The 25887-nt window shown below is 40.1% G+C and carries 20 protein-coding genes; 6 read left to right on the top strand and 14 right to left on the bottom strand.

The window, feature by feature from the left end; translation table 11 throughout:
• Positions 1–403: 403 nt before the first annotated feature.
• From hemQ to HMPREF0873_RS07470, 6 genes are all read right to left on the bottom strand, one after another.
• Positions 404–1135 (bottom strand): hydrogen peroxide-dependent heme synthase, encoded by a 732-nt coding sequence (hemQ, locus tag HMPREF0873_RS07495; RefSeq protein WP_038125760.1) that lies wholly within the window; start codon positions 1133–1135, stop codon positions 404–406.
• A 229-nt stretch (positions 1136–1364) separates the two neighbouring features.
• Positions 1365–2981: a protoporphyrinogen oxidase gene (gene hemG / locus HMPREF0873_RS07490; protein ID WP_008715265.1), complete on the bottom strand. Its 1617-nt coding sequence runs from the start codon at positions 2979–2981 to the stop codon at positions 1365–1367.
• Positions 2978–3982 (bottom strand): ferrochelatase, encoded by a 1005-nt coding sequence (locus tag HMPREF0873_RS07485; protein WP_008715262.1) that lies wholly within the window; start codon positions 3980–3982, stop codon positions 2978–2980. Before HMPREF0873_RS07485 ends, hemG begins: the two co-directional genes overlap by 4 nt.
• A gap of 4 nt (positions 3983–3986) precedes the next feature.
• Positions 3987–5030, bottom strand: coding sequence for a uroporphyrinogen decarboxylase (hemE, locus tag HMPREF0873_RS07480; protein ID WP_038125759.1), 1044 nt, complete (start codon positions 5028–5030; stop codon positions 3987–3989).
• Positions 5031–5192: 162 nt separating this feature from the next.
• Entirely contained in the window at positions 5193–8087 is a 2895-nt protein-coding gene (locus HMPREF0873_RS07475) for an AAA family ATPase (protein ID WP_038125757.1), read from the bottom strand.
• Complete coding sequence (locus HMPREF0873_RS07470; protein WP_008715259.1) at positions 8077–9348, bottom strand: DNA repair exonuclease; 1272 nt, start codon at positions 9346–9348, stop codon at positions 8077–8079. The genes HMPREF0873_RS07475 and HMPREF0873_RS07470 overlap by 11 nt, the downstream gene beginning before the upstream one ends.
• A gap of 322 nt (positions 9349–9670) precedes the next feature.
• Here HMPREF0873_RS07470 and bioB point away from each other — a divergent pair, with 322 nt between their 5' ends.
• Positions 9671–10699 carry a biotin synthase BioB gene (bioB, locus tag HMPREF0873_RS07465; RefSeq protein WP_004694042.1) on the top strand — a complete coding sequence of 343 codons (1029 nt, stop codon included), beginning with the start codon at positions 9671–9673 and terminating at the stop codon, positions 10697–10699.
• A gap of 120 nt (positions 10700–10819) precedes the next feature.
• Here bioB and HMPREF0873_RS07460 read toward each other — a convergent pair whose 3' ends face one another.
• Positions 10820–11182: a hypothetical protein gene (locus HMPREF0873_RS07460; RefSeq protein WP_008603073.1), complete on the bottom strand. Its 363-nt coding sequence runs from the start codon at positions 11180–11182 to the stop codon at positions 10820–10822.
• 442 nt (positions 11183–11624) lie between these two features.
• Positions 11625–12224 (bottom strand): TetR/AcrR family transcriptional regulator, encoded by a 600-nt coding sequence (locus tag HMPREF0873_RS07455; RefSeq protein WP_038125756.1) that lies wholly within the window; start codon positions 12222–12224, stop codon positions 11625–11627.
• 161 nt (positions 12225–12385) lie between these two features.
• Here HMPREF0873_RS07455 and HMPREF0873_RS07450 point away from each other — a divergent pair, with 161 nt between their 5' ends.
• Entirely contained in the window at positions 12386–13171 is a 786-nt protein-coding gene (locus HMPREF0873_RS07450; protein ID WP_008715256.1) for an MBL fold metallo-hydrolase, read from the top strand.
• A gap of 169 nt (positions 13172–13340) precedes the next feature.
• On the opposite strand, the gene cooS is transcribed toward HMPREF0873_RS07450, so the two are convergent.
• The 6 genes from cooS to HMPREF0873_RS07420 form a co-directional block, all read right to left on the bottom strand.
• A complete protein-coding gene (gene cooS / locus HMPREF0873_RS07445) occupies positions 13341–15506 on the bottom strand; it encodes an anaerobic carbon-monoxide dehydrogenase catalytic subunit (protein ID WP_008715254.1) in 2166 nt (721 codons plus the stop codon).
• 409 nt (positions 15507–15915) lie between these two features.
• Positions 15916–16821, bottom strand: coding sequence for a LysR family transcriptional regulator (locus HMPREF0873_RS07440; protein ID WP_004697697.1), 906 nt, complete (start codon positions 16819–16821; stop codon positions 15916–15918).
• 231 nt (positions 16822–17052) lie between these two features.
• Positions 17053–18681 (bottom strand): phosphoenolpyruvate carboxykinase (ATP), encoded by a 1629-nt coding sequence (locus HMPREF0873_RS07435; RefSeq protein ID WP_008715251.1) that lies wholly within the window; start codon positions 18679–18681, stop codon positions 17053–17055.
• A gap of 251 nt (positions 18682–18932) precedes the next feature.
• The gene (locus tag HMPREF0873_RS07430) at positions 18933–20549 is read right to left on the bottom strand and encodes a PAS domain-containing protein (protein WP_004697795.1); all 1617 of its coding nucleotides are present in this window, start codon (positions 20547–20549) and stop codon (positions 18933–18935) included.
• A 228-nt stretch (positions 20550–20777) separates the two neighbouring features.
• On the bottom strand, positions 20778–21125 hold the full coding sequence (locus tag HMPREF0873_RS07425) for an energy transducer TonB (protein ID WP_004697914.1): 348 nt from the start codon (positions 21123–21125) through the stop codon (positions 20778–20780).
• Between the two features lie 10 nt (positions 21126–21135).
• On the bottom strand, positions 21136–21513 hold the full coding sequence (locus HMPREF0873_RS07420) for an energy transducer TonB (protein ID WP_004694057.1): 378 nt from the start codon (positions 21511–21513) through the stop codon (positions 21136–21138).
• Between the two features lie 463 nt (positions 21514–21976).
• On the opposite strand from HMPREF0873_RS07420, the gene HMPREF0873_RS07415 reads away from it, so the two are divergent.
• From HMPREF0873_RS07415 to HMPREF0873_RS07400, 4 genes are all read left to right on the top strand, one after another.
• Complete coding sequence (locus tag HMPREF0873_RS07415; protein WP_008715246.1) at positions 21977–22918, top strand: metal ABC transporter solute-binding protein, Zn/Mn family; 942 nt, start codon at positions 21977–21979, stop codon at positions 22916–22918.
• A 145-nt stretch (positions 22919–23063) separates the two neighbouring features.
• Complete coding sequence (locus tag HMPREF0873_RS07410) at positions 23064–23795, top strand: metal ABC transporter ATP-binding protein (RefSeq protein ID WP_004697906.1); 732 nt, start codon at positions 23064–23066, stop codon at positions 23793–23795.
• Positions 23792–24757, top strand: a complete 966-nt coding sequence (locus tag HMPREF0873_RS07405; RefSeq protein WP_008715244.1) for a metal ABC transporter permease — start codon at positions 23792–23794, stop codon at positions 24755–24757. Before HMPREF0873_RS07410 ends, HMPREF0873_RS07405 begins: the two co-directional genes overlap by 4 nt.
• Positions 24754–25854: a metal ABC transporter permease gene (locus HMPREF0873_RS07400; RefSeq protein WP_008715242.1), complete on the top strand. Its 1101-nt coding sequence runs from the start codon at positions 24754–24756 to the stop codon at positions 25852–25854. Before HMPREF0873_RS07405 ends, HMPREF0873_RS07400 begins: the two co-directional genes overlap by 4 nt.
• Positions 25855–25887 lie beyond the last annotated feature (33 nt).

Below are 25887 nucleotides of genomic sequence, written 5' to 3'. Positions count from 1 at the left end.
ACTCATATATTGTGAATTATATTTTACGAAGTATAGTGCGTATATTAACTTTTCTCCCCTCAAAATTATAGCCTTCATTTTGAGGGGAGAAAAATGGACTGCAAGGCAGTCCATTCATTCTAATTTGACGATATATACCTTTATCTCTATAATATAAATAGATAGTCAGACGAGTAGGAACGTCAGGCGCATCTCAAAAACTAATTATCTAGGAAATGGCCTTTCTGTTTATCTAATTACACTGGGTAACGGAGGGCTATTTGCTTTTTGAGAGACCCAACCTCGCCGACTACCTTAAGAACATTATAAATCGAACGAAATATACGATACAATAAGCAGTTATTTATCGATATATATGAATTAAATAATAACAAAAAGGGACTGCAACGCAGTCCCTTTTTTATTATCCAAAGATTTCTTCTAGTAGTGCATCATCGATGATGGTACCAACGTAGAAGTCGCTGAAGATACCATATTTTGCACTGGCAACTTCAAAGCGCATATCATATACAATTTTTTTGAATTGGATGTCGTCGTTGCTGAAAATGGTAATGCCCCATTCCCAGTCGTCTAGGCCACAGCCCCCAGTAGTGAATTCAGATAATACATCCAAGTATGTTTTACCAAGTTCACCATGAGCTTTCATCAAAGCACCGCGTTCTTGCGGTGGTAACATGAACCAATTGTCATCACCTTCGCGTTTTTTACTCATATTATAAAAACAGATATATTTATCGCGAGGTACATGAGGATATAATTTTTGATTAACCTCCTCTGTATCTAACTTGGCCTTAACATAGGTGCTTACTTCTGTTACAGAAGTATAAGAATAAGTTTGCACCAACACGCTTGCAATAGCTAAACGACGGAATTTACGTTCTACTTGAGCCAAGTATTCAAGGGATGGGCCGAGAATCCATAGAATTAAATCCCCTTTTGCTCCATTACAATCATAGAATGCATAGCTACCTTCTTTAGCTTGATGTTTAGCTTCAAGGTCAGCTAAGAATGCTTTTAATTCATTGCGCGCTGCTACTTTTTCATCCTCTGTAAAACAGTTCCATGCGCTGAAATCCATGGCGAATACCATGTGTTGGCTATGCCAACCTTCTACTGTAGGGATTGCTTTTCCCATTATGATCACTCCTATCTATGGTGATTATATCAAAATAATAATGTATATCTATAATTACGGAAATCAAAAGACTCCACTTACTATTATAGCATATAGAGTCTTTTCAATTTAGTTTCTATTGAGATTTTTTATTAGTATATTCTTTAGTTAAGACTAAACTACTGCTTTTAGGCTAAGATAATCCTATGCCTCTTAATACTATACTAACTCTTTTAAGCAAGTCACTATCTTACTTGTCATTCACAAGTTTTTCTACGAGTTCTTTTGCTTGTTTTACACCATCAGGAATACCAATGCCATCAAATGGCGTACCGATGAGGTGTAAATTTGGATAATGTTCCGCCACATGTTCACGGACTGCTTTAATCCCTGCACGATGGCCTACATTATATTGCGGCATGCAGTGAATGAGACGATTGATACGTACCCATTCAGGTTTGACAGAAAAACCCATGATATGTTGAATTTCTTTGACTGCCAATTCTGAAAGTTCCTCTTCGCTGAGTCGTTCTACCACATCATTACCAGGCTTACCGATGAAGACGCGCAACACTACCTTATCATCAGGCGTAGTTTGTGGCCATTTTTGATTAAGAATGGTACACGCTGTAAGAGGTGTATTCGTGTTACGAGTAATGAGAAGACCTGATCCCTTTAAATCACCATCAAAGGTGCTTTTATCAAAAGACATGATAGCAATGGCGCAACTAGATTGCTCCATAGAACGCAAGAAATCAAAACCCGCATCATCCTTGAACCATTGAGTATATGTTGCCGGCGGCGTACTGATAATCACATGTTCTGCCGTAGATTGACAGCCACAAGAATCGTTACACGACTTCGCTACATCTATTGCATATACACCATCAACATACCGAATATCAGAAACTAGTGCACCTGTATGCAACTGTACATTACTAGGCATGGCCTCAACGATAGCGGTAATAACGCTTTCAAGGCCGCCTGTCAATTGACGGAACATACCAGATTGAGCAGCAGTACCCTTTCTACTTTCCATATCCGCTTGCGCCTTTGCAGACTGATGATTAGAACTAGTCTTTGTCACATGGCTAGAGCCGTTTACACTATTACCAGCAGAAGTATCTTGACTAGTCTTAGCTTCGTGACTTTCAAATTGACGGTCCGTCATGGTTCCTTTACCAGCTCGAGGCACATCACCTTCAGTAACAGCCCCTTTGGCGGCCTTAGAGACACCCGCTTTGGAGTGACTCATCTTAGCAGCCATCATACCTTTTACCATGTTTCCATATTTTTGTTCTACTTGAATAAAATGAGGGAATGTCGACAATAGGCTAATTTTATAAATATCGCCACCATAGATGCCAGCTAATAGAGGCTCGATGAGTTTATCCATCATTTCTTGACCTAAGTGGTATTTGAAGAAATGACCAATGGATACATCCCCATTTTCATCGAGTTGGTATGGTTTCTTAAAATAATCTAAGCCAGCACGCAATTTACCAGGCCAGGAAATGAGCGTTGCTTTCACAAAGGGCATCATTTCCGTAGGAATGCCCATGATGGAGCCGCCCGGAATTGGGTGGATAGAGCCCTTATCATATACAAAGGCTTGACCTGTTTCATTAGACACAAGGGTATCACCTAGTCCAAGATCATGCACGAGATCTGTCATTTCTGTTTTACGCCCCAAATAGGAGTCAGGACCGAGTTCCACTACGAAGTCATCCACACGTTGCGTTTGTATTTTCCCACCAAATCGTGGTGCTTGTTCGTAAAGAGTAATGGTCCATTCCGGCTTTGCATGGCCTAAATAATAAGCCGCTGTTAGCCCTGTTAAGCCACCGCCCACAATTGTTACGTTCACGAATGAATCCTTTCTATTATTGCACTCGCCATTGCTTGTAAAAATGTTTCATTACAATTTGGCATGGGTGCACGCATATATGTTGCGCCCTTTGCTTCAACGAGTTCTTTACACTCCACATCATTATCGTACAGTACCTCAACGTGATTGCTTACAAATCCAAATGGTACAAAAGCAATGCGAGTAGCACCAGTTTGTAAAGCTTCATTGATTGCATCCTCTACAGTAGGGCCCAACCATTGGCCATGAGGAGCCGCACTTTGCCATGCCACAGTCCAATTCGGTAATTTACAATATTCAGCAATCTCTTTAGCACTTTCCTCTAACGCTAACGCGTACGAATCGCCACCATGATTATTAATGAGCGGTATACTGTGAGCACTAAAAATAGCGAATACATTTTTACCGTCCGCATCTAAGACTGTGCACTCTGATTTAGCACTATCTACATACGCTGATTTAACACTTTTCACACAATCAGCGTTAATACTATCTACACATTCTGATTTATCATTATTCACACACTTTGAAACTGCTTTTACCCAGTATTCCTTAAAAGTTGGTTGATCCCACCATGAACGGATAAAGTCGAATGTCACATTATCATAGTTTGAAATGGCTGCTTGCACTTGTTTTTCATAAGCTCCAGTACCGAGAGCGGTGAAGAATGGAGCTGTTACAATAGCGATAATATGCTCCACTCCTTGCTGGACTAAGCAGTCAACCGCATTTGCAATGGATGGTTTCATATGTAAAAAACCAATAGCGGAAGGCATAGTTGGCAACAGAGTAAGCAAGGTTTTATATTGGCACTCTGCCATAGTTTGGAGCTCAATATTTTCCCATTGACCGATTGTATCATAACGCTTAGTGAGATTTGTAATCTCTGCTTCCGTTGGTACACGGCCACGACGAATGCTCGTCATATAGGGTACTAAATCATCCTTACTTAAAGGGCTACCATAAGACAGGAATAATAATCCTTTTTTTTCTACTTTCACTAATTTACCTCTCTTGAGTCCAAATCTCACGACTACGTTCATGCACATAGTCCGTTAGCCAATGAAGTTTTTTAGGATCTGCCTCTGGGAATACGCCATGACCTAAATTAAAGATATGGCGCCCATAGCGAACGCCGTCGAGCAAGATGCGATCCACTTCGCGGGCCAATGTTTTTTCGTCTCCGAACAAATACGCCGGATCTAAGTTACCTTGTACCGTTTGTGTTACGCCGCGCTCGTTTGCCATAACGATGGAACTACGCCAATCAAGGGCAATGACATCTAAAGGCAAGTGAGACCAAATAGACACCAAATGATCCGTACCAACGCCATTCATGGCCATTGGCAAATGAGGATATTTAGCTTTCACAGTCTTTATGATCCGCTCCATATGAGGGTAAATTCCTTGTTTATACTGGTCTGCATTAACAGCACCTACCCAAGAGTCAAAGATTTGAAGTGCATTAGCACCCGCTTCGGCTTGCATGGACAAGTACGCAATGGACATGTCCGCTAGTTTTGTCATCAATGCATTCCACATATCTGGAGCACCGATGAGCATACCGCGAGTCTTATTGTAATTCTTTGTTGGACCCCCTTCGATAAGGTAGGACGCAATAGTAAACGGTGCCCCGCAGAAACCAATGAGCGGCACGTCGAGCATACCAGAAGTTAATAATGTAATCGTTTTCGCAATATAATCTACCTTTGTAGGATCAAAGGTTTCTAATTTATCCACATCAGCTATAGAGCGGATAGGCGTGCTAAATACAGGCCCCACACCAGCCTTGAGCTCTACATTTACATTCATAGCCACCATGGGGCTCATAATATCTTTGTAGAGAATCGCCGCATCGACGCCGTATTCCTTAACAGGTAATTCCGTAACGCGAGCACATAGCTCAGGTTCTTTTGTAATTTCAAATAAAGTATATTTTTCTTTGATTTTGCGGTATTCCGCTTGACTACGACCAGCTTGTCGCATATACCACACAGGCGTTACACCAGGGTTCTTTCCTTGGATCATGTCCAAATATGCTGTGTTCAAGTACCCAACCCCTTTCGTTCTAAATGTATACTAACACACTTGTGTAACTAAAACAGTTACTTTAGTTACAATCACTTACATTATTTATTCTTTAATAATCCCTAATAATCCCTGTGAAAGCATATGCCTCCACAGGGATTATTATTTCATTACCACTTTGATTTAACTACGACTCAATCTATGGCAATCGATGCCCATAATAGATTGAGCCATATCATATACGGAGCGTTGACAAGTAAAGAGCCAAATCTGTTGATTTTTCCCAAGCTCAGCCAATAATTCTAAAGCACTACGTTGACGATTTTCGTCAAAGCGCACAAGAATATCGTCCAAGATAATCGGTAAGGACTCCACTTGATAAGAGAATACCTTAGCTAGGGCGAGTCGTAATGACAAGTACACTTGATCAGCTAAGCCACTAGACCAAAATTTAAGTTCTAGTCGTTCCCCATTATTGTTGATAAGTGCTACCCCTTTATTAATGCCTAGAATATCAAGCGTATACCTCTCACCAGTTAGTTTTTCAACATAAGAGGAGGCAAGCTCTAACATATGAGGTTGTTTTTCTTGTTCATACGATTGTTGAGCCTTATCCATACAATGGCTTATCAATACTTGCGTAGCCCAATCTTCGAGAGCAGACTCTAATTCACTTTGTAAAGCCTCTCGTTCTTGCAACATTTGGTGTTGCTCCTGGTCAGATCCAAGTGTACGCATTGCTTCAACGATTTGACCACGGCGCTCGTACAAGGTAGCCAATTTATCTTCAATAGAGGCTATTTCACGCTCAGAGTGAGCCAATTCATCTAACCAGTTATCTTTGTTGCCTTCTCGCAAACGACGATAGAACAGGTCTTTATTCTCCGCATCAGGAGCAAGTAAATCCAACTGTACCTGACTTTGCTTGTAAATAGTTTGCCACTGTTTATATTGGTCCTCATCGATAAGATGTTGACGATACTCGTTGGAACTTTCCATACCAGCTTTATGGAGTAATTCTTTTTGGCGAAGGAGTAGTTCTTTTTCCTTGCGGTGCCAATTATCGTATTCATTGCGGAAGCTTTTACGTTGTGCTTCCTTTTGTTCCCATACAATTTTATTTTGTTGAAAGTTCTTATATTGATTATAAATACGTTTTAATTCCGTAGGAGATACTGGTGACTCTATTCCAAGGTTATACCACAAAGCCATCGCTTGGTCTTCAATAATGCGTAGACCTTCTTTATGCTCCGCTAAACGCTTTTCATAGCCTTCTATAGTACGTAGTTGCTCATGATATTGATCATATTCATGTTTGAGACCAAAGAAATCATCTTCATCGAGACTCTTAGCCGCCCCTCGGGGTAACCAGTTTTGCCATGCTGCGAGGGCTTCATCATAAATACCTTGTAAGGTATGCCCTTCCTGAATCCAACGCTCAAGATGTGCCTCTCCTTCTAAGGATGGTACAGGGCTCACTATAGGTGTAGCAGCCTTGATCAAAGCCTCTAGCTGATGTTCTACATCAGATTTACGGGAAGATAAAATTTGTAACTCATAGTTTAATTTAGACACATCAGAGTTACCATTATGAAGCCTCCAGGTAGCATACCAGAATAGCCCCATAGATAGAATCAAGAAAATAAAACCACCTATAGTATATAATGCAGATTCAAGAACCAACAGGCCTGCTAATACTACCAATACAGCTATAACAGCACCTATACCACTAATGCGTTGTAGCCATTTTGGCAGAATTGTGGGCTGTGCGTCTGAACCATAACTATTCCGTCTAGCCTCTAGTCTAGCCTCTACTTGATCTATATCCATTAAGATACGATCTAATTCACGTTCTAAATATTCTTTTTTAGCTAATTCTTCTTCACTAAAGTTAGGTAAAGTTGCACCTTCAAGGTTCGCCGTCGGCACCTCATCGGTAGCCTCTGCAGGTTTGCGGTCTTGCCAATGTAAAAGTTGTTCTTTTGCGGTGCGCAAACGACTTGCCAAACGTTCTCCATCAAACCAATTGATGTCTTCTGCCATTGGCTCATCGTGACGCCACGCAGAATGTAAGGTGCGTGAAAACTCTAATTGTTCTCTAACCTTACGGATGTACGCATCGCCTTCTTCGCACTCACGGCGTAATTGCTCCCATTTAGCACCTTGTTGAATAAGGTCTTCAATATCTTGGCCGTAAGTTCCAAATGGGCTATCAGGACTAAAGTTAGCGGGCATCAATGCCGCTTCCTTTTCCTGCCATAATTGCATATTGTCACGAGCCCGTTTTATTTCTTCATCAAGACGTAGGAACTCATCACGACTCAAGGCGAGCTCACTATTATACTGCTGCATGTGCATACGCGCCTCTTCACTGCGACGATATGTATCCCACGCACGCAATACTACATCGATACCATCCCGATATTCCTTCCATTCTTTCAACTGATTTTGCAATTCCATTTCGGTTTGCTCCGTACTGTGAAAGACGGTTTGTAATTCCACATATTGCGCTTCATGCTCCGCCAACTGACTCAACTTTTGACGGTTTTCTTTAAGCTCATCCATCAATACATTGATGCGACGTTTACCATTCGAGGATGCTACAAGTAGGTCTGTAGCCCCTTTTTCAACATCCTTAACAGCTCCACCTAAGTGTTCTCCCCCTTCGGCGCCAAAGAATCGAGAACGAACCTCTACCTCTTGTAATACATCAAGGCCTTGTAGATCGTCTAATGTTAACGCAAATATGCGGTTATATGTTTTTTTATCGATGCCATGCCACCAATGTTGAGCCGGCTCTTCATGGATGGCAGGATGACCAGGGCTGTAAAAGTCTAACTGCTTACCCTTACGACCGATATAGTAACTTTCACCATTACGGTCCACATCAAGGGCCCCCGTCATAGGGCCATAAGCCTTATGAGTACCGCCAAATAACAAGGTGCGCATCCCTTCGAGCAAGGATGTTTTACCACTTTCATTAGGGCCATACATGAGTTGAACCCCATTGTCACCCGTGGTGAAAGACCAGTCGCGATACGGGCCAAATTCATCAAATCGTATACGTTTAATGTTCATCATTAGCCCCCATCAACACAGTAACACCTTCAATTTCACAACGTTTCAAAGCTCGTGCCAATAATTCATCACTCAATAAATCGGCATATGCGCCTAAGCGCTTAAATTCAGGACGATCAGCCATGATTTGACGCGCAGTCTGTATCGCATCCCCATCTACCATATCGTCATAAGCACGCAAGTAATCACCTACTACATCTGTTAATAAACGTCGTTCAACTAGATTAATACTAGGTCGTGTATTAGAAATAATACGGTAAGGCATAACGAATATAGATTTGCCTTTCTCTTCATTTTGAGACTCTTGCAACCATAGTTTTCGAATCTCCTCTTGCGTACATAGGCGATGTAGAGGTCCCGTTCCGGACAAAACGAGGGATAGCAAGATGTTTTTCTTATGTTGCTTTCGCAAGTTTTCTTTTTTATGCCGCAAAATCTCTAAGAAATCTGTTTCATTTTGCATGCCAGCAATATCGATTTTGATTTCCTCAAATCGAACAGCACAGGTGTCGATAAATCTCAAATCACAATGACCATTATGAGATACGGATACAAGATAACATCCTTTAGGTCCATGTTCTTTACGATGCAATCCTTGCGAATTACCCGCATAAACTACGAGAGGTTCCTCGCTAAGAACTTGAGATTTATGAATATGGCCCAATGCCCAATAATCCATGGCAGCCTCTGTTAAATCAGTTAAGTTACAAGGTCCTGTTACATTATGATTTTCAGAGCCTACACTAGAACCTACAGTACCATGCATGACAGCAAGGGAAAACTCATCCCGTTCAAAAGCTCTGTATTGACGAGCATAGTTGTCGCTTTCATTACCATGACTACAGCTGATGCCATATACGCCACCAATTTCTATATTATTAACGATGAGCGGGAAACGCTGTACCTGTTCGCTAGAAAATATATGGACATTATCTGGCATCTGCAGTTGCGCTCTCCAGCTTTCAGCAGGATCATGATTACCTTGTACCATATAAACATCAATACGATGCTCAGCCAAGCGATACATGGCGCGCACAAAACGGACTTGAGCCTCTAAATTATGGTCTTCGCTATTATAAATATCCCCAGCTATTACGACAGCATGCACATGTTCTGTAATAGCAGTATCAATAATTTTATCTAAGGCTACATAAGTGGCTTCACTTACGGCGCGATCAACGGCATTGCTAATACCTGTAGCATATTGAAAGGGTGCCCCTAAATGCAGATCACCACAGTGTATAAATCGAAACGGCTGCATCTATATCCACTCCTCCATTAATATTCCTATTATAGTTATATATAGTAATTACAATAGTTTATTATACTACAAAACCTTAAAGATAAGTTAAAAATAACTATCATTTAGCATCAAAAAGATATAGTTAAACTAAACTTCTCTTAACTATTAATAAATATAAATTATAAGATAAGCACATATTCTTTCATCATAAGATATAAATCATAATATATTTTTTGTTAACCAATTCATGCATTAAGTTGACAATTTATGCGCGAACGTTTACAATCAAATTGTCAATATATTATGTTTTTATTAAGTTAACAATTTCCTGGAGGCTATTATGGCTTTGCCAATAGATCAACAACCATCCCAAGTGGGTACATACGAAAAAATACTTACCATTGCAAACCGCATCATGAACGGTGGCGAAATTACAAAAGAAGAAGCAATCGAGCTAATTCATACTTCAGATGATGATACTATGATTCTACTCGCTATGGCTGATAAAATTCGCCAACATTTCAATGATAATTCTGTGGATGTATGCGCCATTGTTAATGCTCGATCCGGCAAATGTCCTGAAAACTGTAAATTCTGTGCTCAATCCGCACACCACAACACAGGCGTTCAGGAGTATCCTTTCATGGATGAAGAAAGCATTCTCCAAGCAGCACGTAAAGCTAAAGAGGCTGGTGCCATTCGTTTTTCCATCGTAACAAGTGGTCGTAATACTAATAACCCTGATGAATTTGATCAAATCATCCACGTATTAGGCCGTATCAAAAACGAAATTGGTCTTGAAATCTGCTGTTCCCTTGGGTTGTTAACTTACGAACAAGCACTCAAATTAAAAGAAGTTGGCGTTACTCGATACCACTCCAATATCGAAACGGCACCTAGTCACTTCCCAGATATTTGTACAACACATTCCTACGAAGACAAAATGTTTACCATAGATAATGCACAAAAAGCAGGCATCCGTGTTTGCTCTGGCGGCATTCTTGGTCTTAACGAAACATTAGAACAACGCGTAGAAATGGCGTTCGAACTTAAACGTTTACATATTGACTCCGTGCCATTAAACATTTTGAATCCTGTTAAAGGGACTCCATTTGAAAGCAACGAAGCTTTACGTCCATTGGATATCTTACGTACCTTCGCTGTATTCCGTTTCATCTTGCCAAACGCATTGATACGGACTGCAGGCGGCCGCGAAGTAAATCTACGAGACTTACAAGCTTATGCTCTAAAAGGTGGCCTAAACGGTATCATGGTTGGTGGCTACTTAACTACTGGCGGTCGTTCACCTCAAGACGATCTCCAAATGATTCAAGACTTGGAGTTGACTCGCAATACAGCTCAAGTCTAAAAACCTCATATATACCATTCTCTACATCTAGAGGATGTAGTATATAAAATATTCCCTAATGCTTTATAAATATTTTACACATAAAAAGAACCATCTAGTTTGCTGTACTAGATGGTTCTTTTATTTCCATAATAAAATATAAATGGCTTGACCATTTGTGTTCCCTGCAATAGGCTCAGGATTCTCATTAAATTCTACATTCTCATACGGCGTCCCGTCTGACATGTACGCATCTACCTTCAATGTTTCCATGGTTCGATTATATCTACTGATATAAACTTTATATCGCAATTCGTCGCCACCCAGTTCATTAACTCGCAGCCACAAAAGCGCATCGTAATCACTCTTCTGTACACTGTCATTGTCAATAAATAATTGGTTTCCTGATGCATCTGGTCCAACATAGTACCAGTCCGTTGCGTTAGTAGTCCCCCCTATACTGAGTAGCCACAAAAGTGTTAATATGGTGAATATTTTACTCATATGACTGCCCCTCTCATGCTATCGAGCTGTATATTTTATAAAAGCTTAATGTGGATAAACCTTTATAAAATATACAACTTCTCCTTTATATAATACCAAAATTGTCCCATATTTATCAACAATAATTAAAATTAATTACCATGTTTTTTACAAATATAAGAATTTTAAAGAAATTTATTAAATTTCTTCATTTTTAACTCATTTACCATTCCTATAATGATAATGTCAAATGATAGATAGAGGTAACAATTCCCTGGTTGCCGTACGTGTATTTATCTCCCGACAAGTAATACTAACCCCAAACCTACTACTTGTTTAAATACATGTTTCATTTGATATTAATACTAACACTCCCCTTACATGAAAAAAGGACTCTATACAGAGTCCTTTTTTCGTTGTCTAAAAACTTCATAGAATACTAAAACATAAGCGGGTATGAATACTATTTACTTTGTAAACCACGATAAACGAGTTCAAAAATAATTTTCTGAGCTTCTAACCACTTATCGCTCTGAGACCACTTGTATTCTTTATTAATAGCGTATAGTCCATGTACTAAAAATACAAAAACGGATACACCCACATCAAATGAAATCCCAAGTGCTTCTGCCATAACGAGCCCTTGCCGATCTTTTTCACGCCGTATAATGCGTTGTAATACATATTCTGCAATTTGCTCATCTAGAAATAAAGGTAAATACTTTTTATGTCGTATAATACGCTGACATAACGGCAGTCTATCAAAAATAGAATCGTATGCTTCTCTCAATGACACAGAATCAGAAGCAGCTGATAAGGTTTTAGCTATAGTTTGTAAATTATTATTATCTACCATTCCTGGCTTTGAATAAGCGATTGCATCATCCACTAAATCATCAACAATTTCCATAATATTACTATAGTGTAAATAAAAAGTAGAACGAGTTATACCTGACGTTTTACACAACAATGTTACTGTTACAGACTCAAAAGAATGGTTCTCTAAACAACTAAGCAACCCTTCTTTTAACAACCTACGTGTCATTTCTTTTCGAGTTATCATAAAACCTCCAATATAGACACTTTTATACAATGTGTCTATTAATAAACATAGTGTTAATTATTGTTGAGACTAGTATAACAAAACAAGGTACACTAATTCTAGAGATTACAAATAATAATCTATTCAATTAAATCAATAATAATTCAATTAAGGAGATAACTATGACACAATATACTCACATTCGAAATGCAACGGGAAAATTAACAATAAAAAACACAACATTTCTTATTGATCCATTCTTAGCACCAAAAGATACTTATCCTGGCTTTGAAGGTACATTTAACTACCAACAAAGAATGCCTATGGTTGATTTGCCTGTATCAATGGATGAGCTATTAAACGATGTAACAGCAGTAGTAGTTACACATACACATCTTGATCATTGGGATGATACTGCAGTTAAATCTATTCCAAAATCACTTCCAATTTTTGTACAAAATACAGCGGACAAAGAACTTATTACTACTCAAGGTTTTAACGATGTACGCATCATTTTTGAAAGTCTAGAGTTTAATGGTATCACATTAAGAAAAACAGGTGGCTCACACGGCACTGTAGAAATGTATGCCAATCCAGTTCTCGCACCATTAGCAGGCGATGCGATGGGCGTTATTTTTGAAGCAGCAGACGAACCAACTGTGTACCTTGTAGGCGATACAGTTTGGACAAGTGATGTAGAGAAGGCCCTCCTTCGCTTCGACCCTAACGTTATTATTATGAACACTGGATATGCTCAAATTTTAGGCTTTGAAGATAGTATTATTATGGGTACAAAAGATATTGGCCGCATGGTGGTACGTAAACCAGAGGCTAAAATTATTGCGGTTCACATGGATACAGTTAATCATACTGCAACAAGTCGTAAGGATGTGCGCAAATTTATCAAAGGCACCAACATTGAAAGCCATGTAGCAGTACCTGAAGATGGTGAAACCATCACACTTTAATAGGTCTAAAACAATTAGTACATTATACTACGGCTAATACAAGACTAGTAAAAAATCTATCCACAAACAATAAAAAACACCCTCTTAATTCTAATAGTCATAATAACTATAAGATCTATAGAGGGTGTTTTTATACTTAACTACAAATTATAATCTACCAAAGGATAAACTATTTTACTTCAGCCCAACCTAAAGCAGCACGTTTTTCATCGATATCTGCCAAGATTTTCTCAGCTACTTTAGCAGGATCCGTATTTACATACATAACAGAGCCTAAGATATCCTTAGTATCTTCTTTAAGCCATTTTGTAACGGCATCAGAACCTTGTGTAGGTGGCTCAACGCAGTGGTAAGAGTTAATCCCCATCAAGCGGAAGCCAAGAGATGCATCGATACCTTTTTCGTTAGACCATTCAGGGCTAGACATAGCAAATGGCAATTGTGGTAAATTAAGGCCGAGCTCTGCAGCAATACCACCGAAGATGCCGGAGGAACGTGCATTATCTACACATTCGCCCACATGCCATACTGGTGGTTGATCATCGCCTAAGAACTCTTGCAATGCAGGGCTACATTTTTTGTTAGCATCTGTATTGCAATAGCCAAGTTTCATCAATGGGAAGGATGCACAACCGTTTGTAAGGATGATACAGCCATTTTTAATAAGTGTATCAACGATATCTACAGTTGCCTTTTCATAGATAACGCGAGGGTTAGAACAACCTACTACGTTAACGATACCGCGAACTTTACCAGATTTTAAAGCCTCTGCCAATGGTTTGAAGGAACCATAATGTTTAACAGTGGATTCTGGAGAGAAGCCAACTTCTGCTGTGATTTCGTATGGCGGAATGAATACAGGCATACCTTTACGCAATTCATGCGCTTCAAGAGCACGATCCAAGATTTTGCGAGCCAAATCTTTTGTTTCAGCCAAGTTAGTGTGATGATGATCGTAGCCGATGTGTTCAGCACCTGGTAAACGAGCTGCATCAGACGTAGTGATAACCTTTGTGTTGAAGCAACGTGCTACGTCCATGATAGCCGGAAATACGTCTTGAACGTCAGCTACCCAGCAATCAAGAGCGCCTGTACCAAGTACAAGTTCAGCACCGATAGCATTACACAATGGAATAACATTTTCATAACGGTACATACTGGATAAGCCAGAGCAGCAGATACCGTAGAATTGAATACCTTTAGCGCCGATAGCTTTTGCTTTTTCTAAATATTCTTCAGAGGCGCCAATTGTACAAATTTGGGATACCAATGTTGGTAAATGACCATGAACAGCGATGTTAACATACCCTTTTTTCAAGGCACCGATGTTAACTTTAGATGTACGGCGACCACCTTGTCCGAACAATGCATCTGTAGCGATATCTGCTGCCACTACACCTGTGAATGTGAAAGCAAGACCACAACGCAAGAATTGTTTCATATTGCTTTCCCAATCGCCATCTGTACCTACGGTTGTACGATGATATGCATCGAAGGCTTCATTGTACGCGGAAACAGGCAAGATATCCAAGTTTTTCCAAACTTCGCGACGCTCTGCAGGAGCCATAGCTGTAATTGTTTTATATTCACCTGGCAATGCACGGCTCAAATCTTCGAGCAATACATCTGCTAAATCATTAGCCACTTCTTTCAAGGAACGACCTTCTTCAGGGATGTTGAAAGCCTTACATACAGTACGGATTTTTTCTTCCCCTAAAATTGGAATGTCCAATTGGTCATTAGCAGCAGCTTTCAAAGAAATCAAGATTTCACGAGCATGTGCACCATGTTGAGTCAAACCACCTGCAGCAGCACGTGTCATATTACGAGCTACGATGAGGTCAGCATCCGCACCGCAGACACCACGAGGACTCTTAGGTGTAATTTTACAAGGGCCCATGAAACAGATACGACAACATATACCAGCAATACCAAATGTACATTGTGGTTGTTGTTTATCAAAACGGTCAAATACTGTATCACAACCGATTTGCTCCATGCGAAGAATCATTTCGCGTACCGCAGGATCTGGTGTTTGCTCGATAACATCTTGTTTGGTAGGCCATGTTTTACGATACTCAGCAACGGCTTTCATATAGTCGTTTACGCCATGTTCATGAGGTACCCCTGGTTCATGAGTGTGTGGCACCCATTTATCCGTCGGAAGAGCCTTTGCATGACCATGGTCATAATCGTGGTCATGTTGATGATCGTGGTCGTGACCATGATGATCATGACCGCCACAGTGGCAATGATGTTCATGATTATGGTCGTGACCATGTTGTTCACCATGATTGTGTTCATGGGTATTTTTATTTTCCACATCTTTACTCATTTGAAACCTCCTAGGGGCCTACATAGGCCAACCAATAAAAACAAAAAACATATTCTACTTTTAATTCACTTTAAATCCACTACAATGATGGGTTTTAAGTCCTATCTCCTAAATATGTTTTAAATCACTTTAAGTATATTTTCTGAAAAGACATTTGTCAATTAAAATTTGAGAAATTTTTGACGCATCTATATCTAAGAATATGATAATTACTATATTTATTAAATTCGATTTTTTCAGTTTCTTTTCATAAATAAAAAGAGACTAATTCCTAAGCTTTACAGGAATTAGTCTCTTTATTTTATTGATTAATTGATTGATTTACGTATTAATTTATGTATTAATTATTAATTTATTAATATGATCCACCCCTCAGGATATGCCACCTAAATATCTTTATACCTATGCACTACAAAAATTGCTGCATGATATGTGCTACTTCAGATAAATGGAAACGTTTTGCCCGATCAGACCTTGCCACAAGAACTAATTGGCGGAAACAAAGTTTCGATGCAAGAGGATAGAATTTAACCTTATCGTCATCCCCCTTGCTATTGAGCGTGCTCGGCAAGAATGTAATACCATAATCATCTTCTACCAAGGACCGGCATGAATCTAGAGTTTCAGAGCCAATGACGGCTTTGGGCACAAAGCATTCCGCTTGGCATAAACGGTTTACCAACGTCCGTAATTTGAGTCCTTCTCTTAGCAAAATAAACGGAAATGCACCAAAGGGTGCAATTTCTCGAATTCCATCACCAGTCATGAGAGAATCTGCAATGGCTATAGCCTTCTTATTTTCCACACTAATGGCCAATAAAATCTGCTCATCTAAAACGGGATAACTTTCAAGATCCTGAGAATAAATCGGCGTTGGGAATAACCCTACATCTACTAAACCATCACAAATTTGCTGTTCCAAGAAGTGAGATTCACCCTCTACAACATGGAACTCCCAAGACGGTTCAATCTGTTGAAAGCTTTTCAATGTTTTCCCGAGCATATGATGTCCATAAAATTGAGACAAGCCGATACGCACATGATAGGCTACATCTGTGCCTTGATTAATGATAGATTGCGTTAAAGCCTCCGCCTTTAAAACTAACGGCATGCCCTCTTTTGCAATTTGTAACGCCGCAGCCGTTGGCACGACTTTTGTACGATCACGAACAAACAACGTAACTCCTAGCTCTGCTTCAATACGACGAATTCCCTGACTCAACGCCGGCTGAGAAATATATAACTTTTTAGATGCCTTAGAAAATGATGCCATCTCAACGATGGTACTAATATATTTAATGTCTTTTATGTCCATATACGAGTCCTTATAACTATGTACATATACAAGTCTTATAATAAAACATTATTTCTATTATAACTATATATTACTAAAATATACGTTACATATACATGGGGAAAATAAAAAAATACCAAGAAATTTAGTGCCTTACAAACCTAAATTTCTTGGTATGTCTTATAAGTTAAAGGAACTACATATAGTATGCGGTAAAACCGCATTCTATTACAGCCCTTTTTAATTTTTAGATTACATTAAAGATTTAAGTACATCCAATACTTCTTGAGGTAATTCGTTTTTATGACCTTTAAGTTTTTCTACATAATCATAGCGGAACTCAAAAGCTTGGTGCAATTGGTGATGATACTCGCGTACTTCGAATGGAGGTTCAAAACCAGGAACCTCTACATAAGAAAGATTTTCGTATTCACAGAACGGTTTAAATTCTAATGTACCTTCTACTAAACGCTCTAACAAATCGAGAGTAACTTCTTTAGGAATTTTATTTTCCAAGAAGAAGCCGGTGTTCATGATATAGCACTCTACACCACATTTAGAGAATAATTTTTTATAACTTTCATAGTCACGAACCAATGGATATGTACGGAATGGATTTGCATATGGTTCGATAACAAGCGCATTTGGGTCGACGTGAGCATCAAGTTTTTCTGCTGTAGAACGACGAGTCGCAAGGGTTGCCCCCATTGTAGAAGCCAATACAGGATCGGAAATCTTAAGGATTGGTGGCAATGTTTTATCTTTCATAAGCCATACAATCGCATTAACAGGTTCACCTACGTAGTTTACGCGGTTATCTGTCCAGAATTGAGATTTAATAGCACGACCATTGCTGTTTCGCACATCTTCGGCCAGTACAACCTTACGTCCATCCTCATCCATCGTTACACCTACATTTTGTAGCGTCAACAAGAATTCGTTAGCAGGATGTTCCACAGGATAATCTTGCATTTTATCGAAGTACGTAGGTTCAAGAGCAATAGAACTCAAATCCTCAGTATTGATGATATATGCATCGTCATGCAGGATAGAGATATCATAACGACCATCATGTTTTTCATGAGTCAATGTGGATTTACCGGAACCAGATAAACCGAATACACCGATAGTGTAAGATTTACCACCTTCAAGGTTGTAACGTTTCATGCCACCGTGGCAAGCAACATAGTCGAAACGATTTGCCAAGGACCACGCAAGTGTAAGTGTACCTTTTTTATGCTCTCCAAAGTAGCGCATACCAAGAATCATAGCACAGTTATGCGCAGGGTCAAAAATAGCAAGACCGCCTGGATGACCTGGTACAACATAGTCAGGATCAGAGTAAATATAGATGTCGCCTTCTGGGATCTCTACACTGTCATTGTAGAATTCTTTTACAGCTGCATCAAAGAACTTGAAGTTCATGAGCCAAGAATACAAAATAGACGCGTGATCTTTTGGAATCATCAAATGAGCACGAGCTGTGAATTTTTTATCAAGACCAACGATAGATTCTGCAGAAATCCACTCTTTATTGCGGCTATCATACACAGCATCACGTGCAATATTCGCGAGTTCAACTTCATCGATGCCCTCGTCTCCAATAATACGACGAGCTTTAGCATAACGACCTGTAGTTTTACCATCATTTGTAACAAGGACCTTTGCATCAGCTGGCAAACCTTGTTCTAATGGTTTAAATACTGGCATATCGAGGACGATAACACCTGGCTCTTCAGAGGCTAGTTGATACGCTTGTGCCACAGATGTTACAGGAGTTACATTGTTCCCATAGAATGCAGTTTCAATTGTACTGCGCATCATAGAAAATAATGGATTTGTTTTGATTTCACTTTGCTTCCAAACGCGTCTTGTCGACATAGTATCTAGATCCTCACCTTTTAATAGTTAAGCAATTTCTCTTGTAAAAGTAATGTTATATATGAAAACACTGCTTACGCAAATACTTTCATTATGTTCTATTTTACCTTGTTCAATCAAATTTGTATACATAAAACAGATGATTTATAGGAAATTAATGTATGTTTATTTTGAATTAGTGCAACACATTTGGTCAGATAAAAGAGACGAGGTCCTAAGCCCTCGCCTCTTTTCAAGGTTTAAAAGTACAATTATTTCTTATCTTTATTGATAAATGCGTCGATTTTACTAATTAGATCATCTACCTCAAAATCGCCGCGCTCTGCCATCATCTTAATTGTTGCTACCTTAGCCATTACTTTTACCATAGGTGTTTTTAATTTCTCGAATTTAGGATTTAAAGAAATCAAATGATCTACAATTTCTGGGCATTGTTTAATTAGATTAGATAATGTCGTTTTCGCATCGATATGGAATCGACCATCCGCATCAGTTGTTAACGGCTCTTCTTCTACCTCTTCTGCAGCCTCTTGAGCCAAGGATTTTTCCTTACCACCATCGCCTACAAAATCAGTTTTATCCCAAGTCAATAATGTACGGGAACCTTCGAGCTCACGGATATGAGTGCAGTCTTGCATCATTTCCAATACGCCACGGAATTTACCATTTTCATCGCGTACGGCTGTGTAAATAACATAGATGAACAAGCCTGGTTTATTGATCCAAAACTCCGCTTGGCTTTGCTCGCCAGAACGGAACTTCTCTACGATTTCCTCTACTATATGAACAGATTTCGCTGGGTGGCAATTCTTCACTTCACGACCGATAACGTTCGCGCTGCGAGGGAAAATACGATGTGGTGTATCGCTGTAGAACTTAACTAGTTCATTTTCATCTACATAGGATAAATCTACAGGGAGATGACGGAATAACAAATTAATTTGCTCTAATGTCAATTTGCCGGTGGCTACATCGAGGACTGCGTCCTTACCAACGGGCGCACCTCCAACAGGACCTACATATTTAGATAACAAACCCGCTAAATCATTTAAGAATTCATTAGATACAGCACCACCTTGAGCTGAATTATTACCATTCAATTGCGCCGCAGAATCATTAATACCTGGCACTACATATAAACCTGGCGCTTGAATAATGGCATAACCAATTTCATGGTCATTTTTACTCATCCGCACAAACTCTTCGTCGCTCAACAATTTATAAGATGTGGGCAATAAGACTTCTAATTCTTTAGAATTCAAATCACGCAATTTTGCCAATGTTTCTGGCACAGATGCTAGGAATTCTTCGTATTTATCTTCTCGAAGCAATGCATAGGATGCAGAGATAGCATCGCGCACAGCATCATCAAAGGTCCACATAATACGCGTTGGACGGTCAAAGCCGTGGTCCTCAAGCATTGGATAAAGTTGATTTTGCTTACGAGACAGATGTGTTCTCCACTCTGCTAAGGAATCAAAAACGCCGAGCCACGGATTTTTGATAAACTTCTCTTGCTTTAATAACTCATCCGCTTCTAGTGCTACCTTCTCAACAGCGTTAATTTCTTCCAAGTATGCCCATAACGGATGATTTTCAGGGTACTCATTTTCGGCACGCACCAAAACGCCATCAAATAATTCTAAGAGATCATCCATTTTCTCTAGGATTTCTTCGTCCTTGTAAACACCTTTCAAGCTTTGCTCTGCGTAGGCAAATTCATCAGGTGTACAAGTGCCTAATTTTTCTTTTAAAATGCGATTGCCCTCTTCTAAGGACAATTTACCATCCAAATAATCTTCTTTAATGGACACGATAATTCTGTAACGTTCATTATTAATATCTAGCTTTTGTTTTAATGGATTCATATGCTTATACCTCCACGGGCTAATTTATTATTACAGTTTTATTATATCATTTTGAAAGTAATTTTCAGTTGCTACAGATACAATTTTGATTAATTTTTAAGATTTACGAATCCAATATTATGAAAATGAATAACCTTACTTTATTTTTTAGAATATTTTGGCATGCAAAAACTGCACCTCGAAATTGTGTCCAATTTTTGGAGTGCAGTTCTGTATGAGTGCCTTTGATTAGTTTTTAAAATCAATATATTCAGTTTTAGAAGATGCTACAGGTTTACCATTGGAATCTGTAGCAGGACTAAATCTCCATTTAGAAATAGTATCTACAATAGCCGCATCAAGAGCACTAGAGCCACTAGATGAAACAACTTCAACGTCCCCTACAGAACCATCTTCCTTGATGGTAAAACGTATATCCGCACCATGAGCTGCTTCACCATAGGCAGCGAGCAGTGCTCGGTCAATAGGTGGTGTAGCTATAGCTACTGGTGGGTCGTATGGAGCTGCCAACACAGAAGCTACCATACTCATTACAAACAATGAACTTAATATAATACAACGCAACACTTTATTCATCGTTTTCTCCTTATTTAGCTTTCACAGCTTGCTTAGGCAGAGTAATTGTCATCCCAATAATGGATTCGTGTGCCTTTTGATCTGTGCCAATAGCAGGTGTGAATTTCCACTGTAAAATTGCTTTTTTTACTGCTTCGTCAACTGGAGCATAGCCAGAAGAACGCTCAACGAAAACATTTTTAACATTACCTTTTTTATCAATCAAGAAGCGTACGCGCATATCAGGCGCTACCGTAGCGGTTTTAGGAATCTCAGGCAACTCAGGTTTTACAATAGTAACCTCACGTGGAGATTCTAAAAACTTCGCCGCATCGGCTGTATAATCACTTACCATGCCAAAAGATGCAACAAGTACACCTGCAGCAGCGTATCGGAATAATTTATTCATAAGAAGCCTCCTTATTAACCTTTTGTCTATGCATAATATCATACTAAATAAAGATGAATATTAAAAGAATAAATTCTTATTGATAAAATTTCTCATTTATGATATATTGAATTCAAGATAACTGTCCGGACTCACATATCTAGTTGATATGACAAAAAACTACACAAAGGAGGTTCATCATGAGACGTAGAAAGCGTATTCAAATGAAGGTCATGATGGTACTTGGTATTGTTGCCCTCGTTGGGCCTAACCATCTACAAGCACTTATTCCCTAGATTATTTTGACCTTAGCAGAAGACCGTATAACTGCCACTAGCCGCTACGTTAGTAGCGGCTAGTTTTCCGTTTAAATTCAGAGAGATATTTTCCTTCTTCAAATTATTTCATTATTAGAACAAAATATGTCCCTCAAACAAAGTCATTAATGTTTTTAAATTTAGTATCTATAAAAAGGAGACTTATTATGAAATTTAATCGAATTTTATTAGTCGTCGTATCATTAGCACTTATAGTATTTGCCCTTGCAGGCTGCGGAAAAGACACAGCCCAAGATAGTCAGAAAAAACTTAATGTCGTAGCTACAACGACGATGTTAACGGATTTAGTAAAAGAAATCGGCGGTGACCATGTAACCGTTCAAGGTCTCATGGGCCCAGGTGTAGACCCTCACCTATATCAAGCGAGTGCAGGCGATGTAACAGCTATGTCTAAGGCGGATGTTGTAGTATACAACGGCATTCACTTGGAAGGTAAAATGGGCTCCATTTTCGATAATCTAACAAAGCAAAATAAAGCGACCATCCGCGTATCTGATGCCATTGATCCATCTACATTGCTCGACTTTGACGAAGAAGATGGTGTAAAAACAAAAGACCCTCATATTTGGTTTGACGTTGCTAACTGGAAGCTGGCAGCAAAAGCAGTATACGAAGGTCTTGCTAAAGCCGATCCGGCTCATAAAGAAGATTACAAAAAACGCTATGACGCATATCTTACTAAGTTAGATGAAACTGATGCGTACGTTAAAGCTCAAGCAGAATCTATTCCGAAAGAATCTCGCGTACTTGTAACAGCTCATGATGCATTCCAATACTTCGCTCGCGCATACGGCTTTGAAGTAAAAGGTTTGCAAGGTGTAAGCACTGCCACAGAAGCAGGTACACAAGATATGAATAACCTCGTTCAATTCATCGTAGACCACAAGATCAAAGCTATCTTCGTAGAGTCTTCTGTACCTCACAAAACAATTGAAGCCGTTCAAGAAGCTTCTAAAGCTAAAGGTTGGAACGTCTCCATCGGCGGCGAATTATACTCCGACTCTCTCGGCTCCGAAGGCACTGAAGGCGGTACATATATCGGCATGGTAAAAGCCAATATTGATACAATTACCAAAGCACTTAAATAATCAATTGCTAGATTTTCTTAATTAAATAAGACAAATTAAATTTACGTATACTAACTTAAATAGACTCAAATTTACTTTGTTATTGTAAGTACATGTGCTACTAGCAATATTAGCTAGTGGCACGCATTAATACAAGGAGGTTTCCATGGAATGGGCCGTTGAAGTTGAAGATATGACCGTAGCATATACGACAAAACCCGTATTATGGGACGTAGATATGAAGGTACCCATCGGTTCCTTAGCGGCCATTGTCGGCCCTAATGGGGCCGGTAAGTCCACATTATTAAAGGCCATGCTTGGTCTACTAACAGTTATCTCAGGAAGTGTAAAATTTTATATCGATCACCACTTAGCGATGGACAAAAACGATTACAAAAAAATCGCCTACGTCCCTCAAAGTGGCAGCGTAGACTGGGACTTCCCTACCACAGTACTAGATGTAGTACTCATGGGCCGTTATGGTCATCTAGGTTGGTTTAAGCGTCCTAGCAAAAAGGATAAGGAACTCGCCCTCTCCATGATTGAAAAAATGGGCATGAGCGACTATGTGGACAGACAAATTCGCCAGCTTTCAGGGGGACAACAACAACGCGTCTTCCTCGCAAGAGCTCTCGTCCAAGAGGCAGATATTTACCTCATGGACGAACCCTTCAAGGGCGTCGATAAAACCACAGAGCATGCTATTATTTCGCTTTTACAAGAAATGAAAGCTCGAGGCAAAACGGTTATCGTCGTCCACCACGATTTAAATACGGTGCCCCAATATTTCGATTGGGTAACGATGGTAAACAAACAAACTGTCGCCTATGGCCCCGTAGCAGATACATTTACGGACGAAGCTATTGAGCGCACCTACGGCAAGGGGAGGATTGTATGACCATACTCCAATCCTATACGACGCAGATGGTACTGCTTGGCACGGCTCTATTAGGCCTCGCTAGTGGTATCGCTGGCACCTTTGCGGTACTTCGCAAGGAAAGCCTCATCGGTGACGGCCTATCACATGCGGCATTACCCGGTGTGGTCATAGCCTTCTTGCTGACAGGCATCAAGGACATCGAGGTTCTCATCGCCGGTGCTGCACTTTCATCGATTACTGCGGCTTGGCTCATTACCATTACCGTAGAAAACAGCAAAATAAAATTTGATGGCGCTTTAGCCACCATACTCTCCGCCTTCTTTGGGCTCGGTATGGTATTGCTCACCTATGTACAAAGCTTAAACAATGCTGGTCAGGCGGGGCTTTCAAAATTCATATTTGGACAGGCCGCCACCATATTAGCGCGCGACGTGTACATCACATCTGCAGCGGCGCTCATCATCATCGTGTTAACCGCATTATTCTGGAAGGAGTTAAAGCTCATCTCCTTCGATGTGGAATACGCCAAAACACTACAAATTCCCGTCACTTTCACCCTTATTTTATATCGTTCACTATTGATCATGACCATTATCATCGGCATTCAATCGGTAGGCGCTATCTTGATTAGCTCCCTCCTCATTGCACCCGCCGTAGGGGCAAGACAGTGGACGAACAAACTGGGCACCATGTGTATATTAGCAGGATGTTTCGGCATGATATCCGCCATCGGCGGTACTATCTGGAGTACAGCGGTTCCAAAATTACCGACAGGTCCAGCTATCATCGTCATTTTATCGATTCTCGTATTATTGAGCCTCATCTTTGCTCCTAACAGAGGTATGCTCTGGCAGTTCCGCAAAAATAGACGGTCAAAGCACGCATTATTGTTAGAAACCACAAGAGCTCCCAAATTCAAGGCACAGCAAAGTATTTACGTAGCAGAGGACGCACAACCTCGCATAGGAGGTGCCCCATGACAGTTCATACAGAGATATTACTCATTGCCATTGCGGTGTCCATCGCATGTGCCATCCCTGGGGTCTTCCTCGTATTGCGTCGCATGTCCATGATGGCCGATGCCATTACGCACACCGTATTCCTCGGCATCGTGCTCGCTTTCTTTATGACGGAAGATTTAAACTCTCCATTTCTACTCGTCGGGGCTACCTTAGTTGGTGTAGGCACCGTATGGCTTACGGAAATGATACACAATACGGGGCTTGTCAACGAAGATGCGTCTATCGGCATCATCTTCCCGCTTCTATTCTCTATCGCCATCATTCTAGTCAGCCTATACAGCGGTAACGCTCATCTCGATGTAGATACCGCATTACTCGGCGAAATAGCCTTTGCACCCTTTGATCGATGGATTGTGAACGGCACCGATCTAGGGCCTGTATCGCTATGGATTTCTCTAGGCGTGGCACTCATCAATTTAATATTAGTCATGCTGTTCTACAAGGAATTGCAATTATCTACCTTTGATCCGCTACTAGCGGGGCTCTTCGGCTTTATGCCAGCCCTCATCCACTATGTGCTAATGACCATGGTATCCCTCACCGTTGTGGCCTCGTTCCAAGCGGTAGGCGCCATTCTCGTCATCGGCCTCATGATAGGACCTGCGGTCATCGCTTATTTATGGACGGACTCTGTGAAAGCCATGCTTACTAGCAGTATCATCATCGGTATTATCTGTGCTGTCATTGGTACGGAAGTAGCTTTCACCATGGACGTGTCCATCGCTGGTTCCATTGCAACCACCATTGGTATCGCACTGATTATCGCTGTTATCGCAACACCGAAGACAGGCTATATCGCCACATACCGTCGTCAACGTCACTTACGTCGCCATTATCGGGAAACGATGATGTTGTACCATATTTATACACATATGGATACACCTATCGCGCACGTTGAAAACGGCATTGGTACCATTCATGAGCATTTGAACTGGAGACCTGATTATACTCATCAAGCTGCTTCACAGCTAAAGAAACAAGGTCTATTATATGTGACAAATGGACACTACGTGCTTACTGATAAGGGTATAGCACAAGTTAAAGAGATTATTTAAATACAATACCAATACTTTTCCCAACAAAAAGAA

It is taken from the genome of Veillonella sp. 3_1_44, assembly GCF_000163715.1.
In the GTDB taxonomy this organism is placed as follows: domain Bacteria; phylum Bacillota; class Negativicutes; order Veillonellales; family Veillonellaceae; genus Veillonella; species Veillonella parvula_A.
Note: the sequence above shows the minus strand (reverse complement) of the source record. Positions and strands in the feature narration are given on the sequence as shown.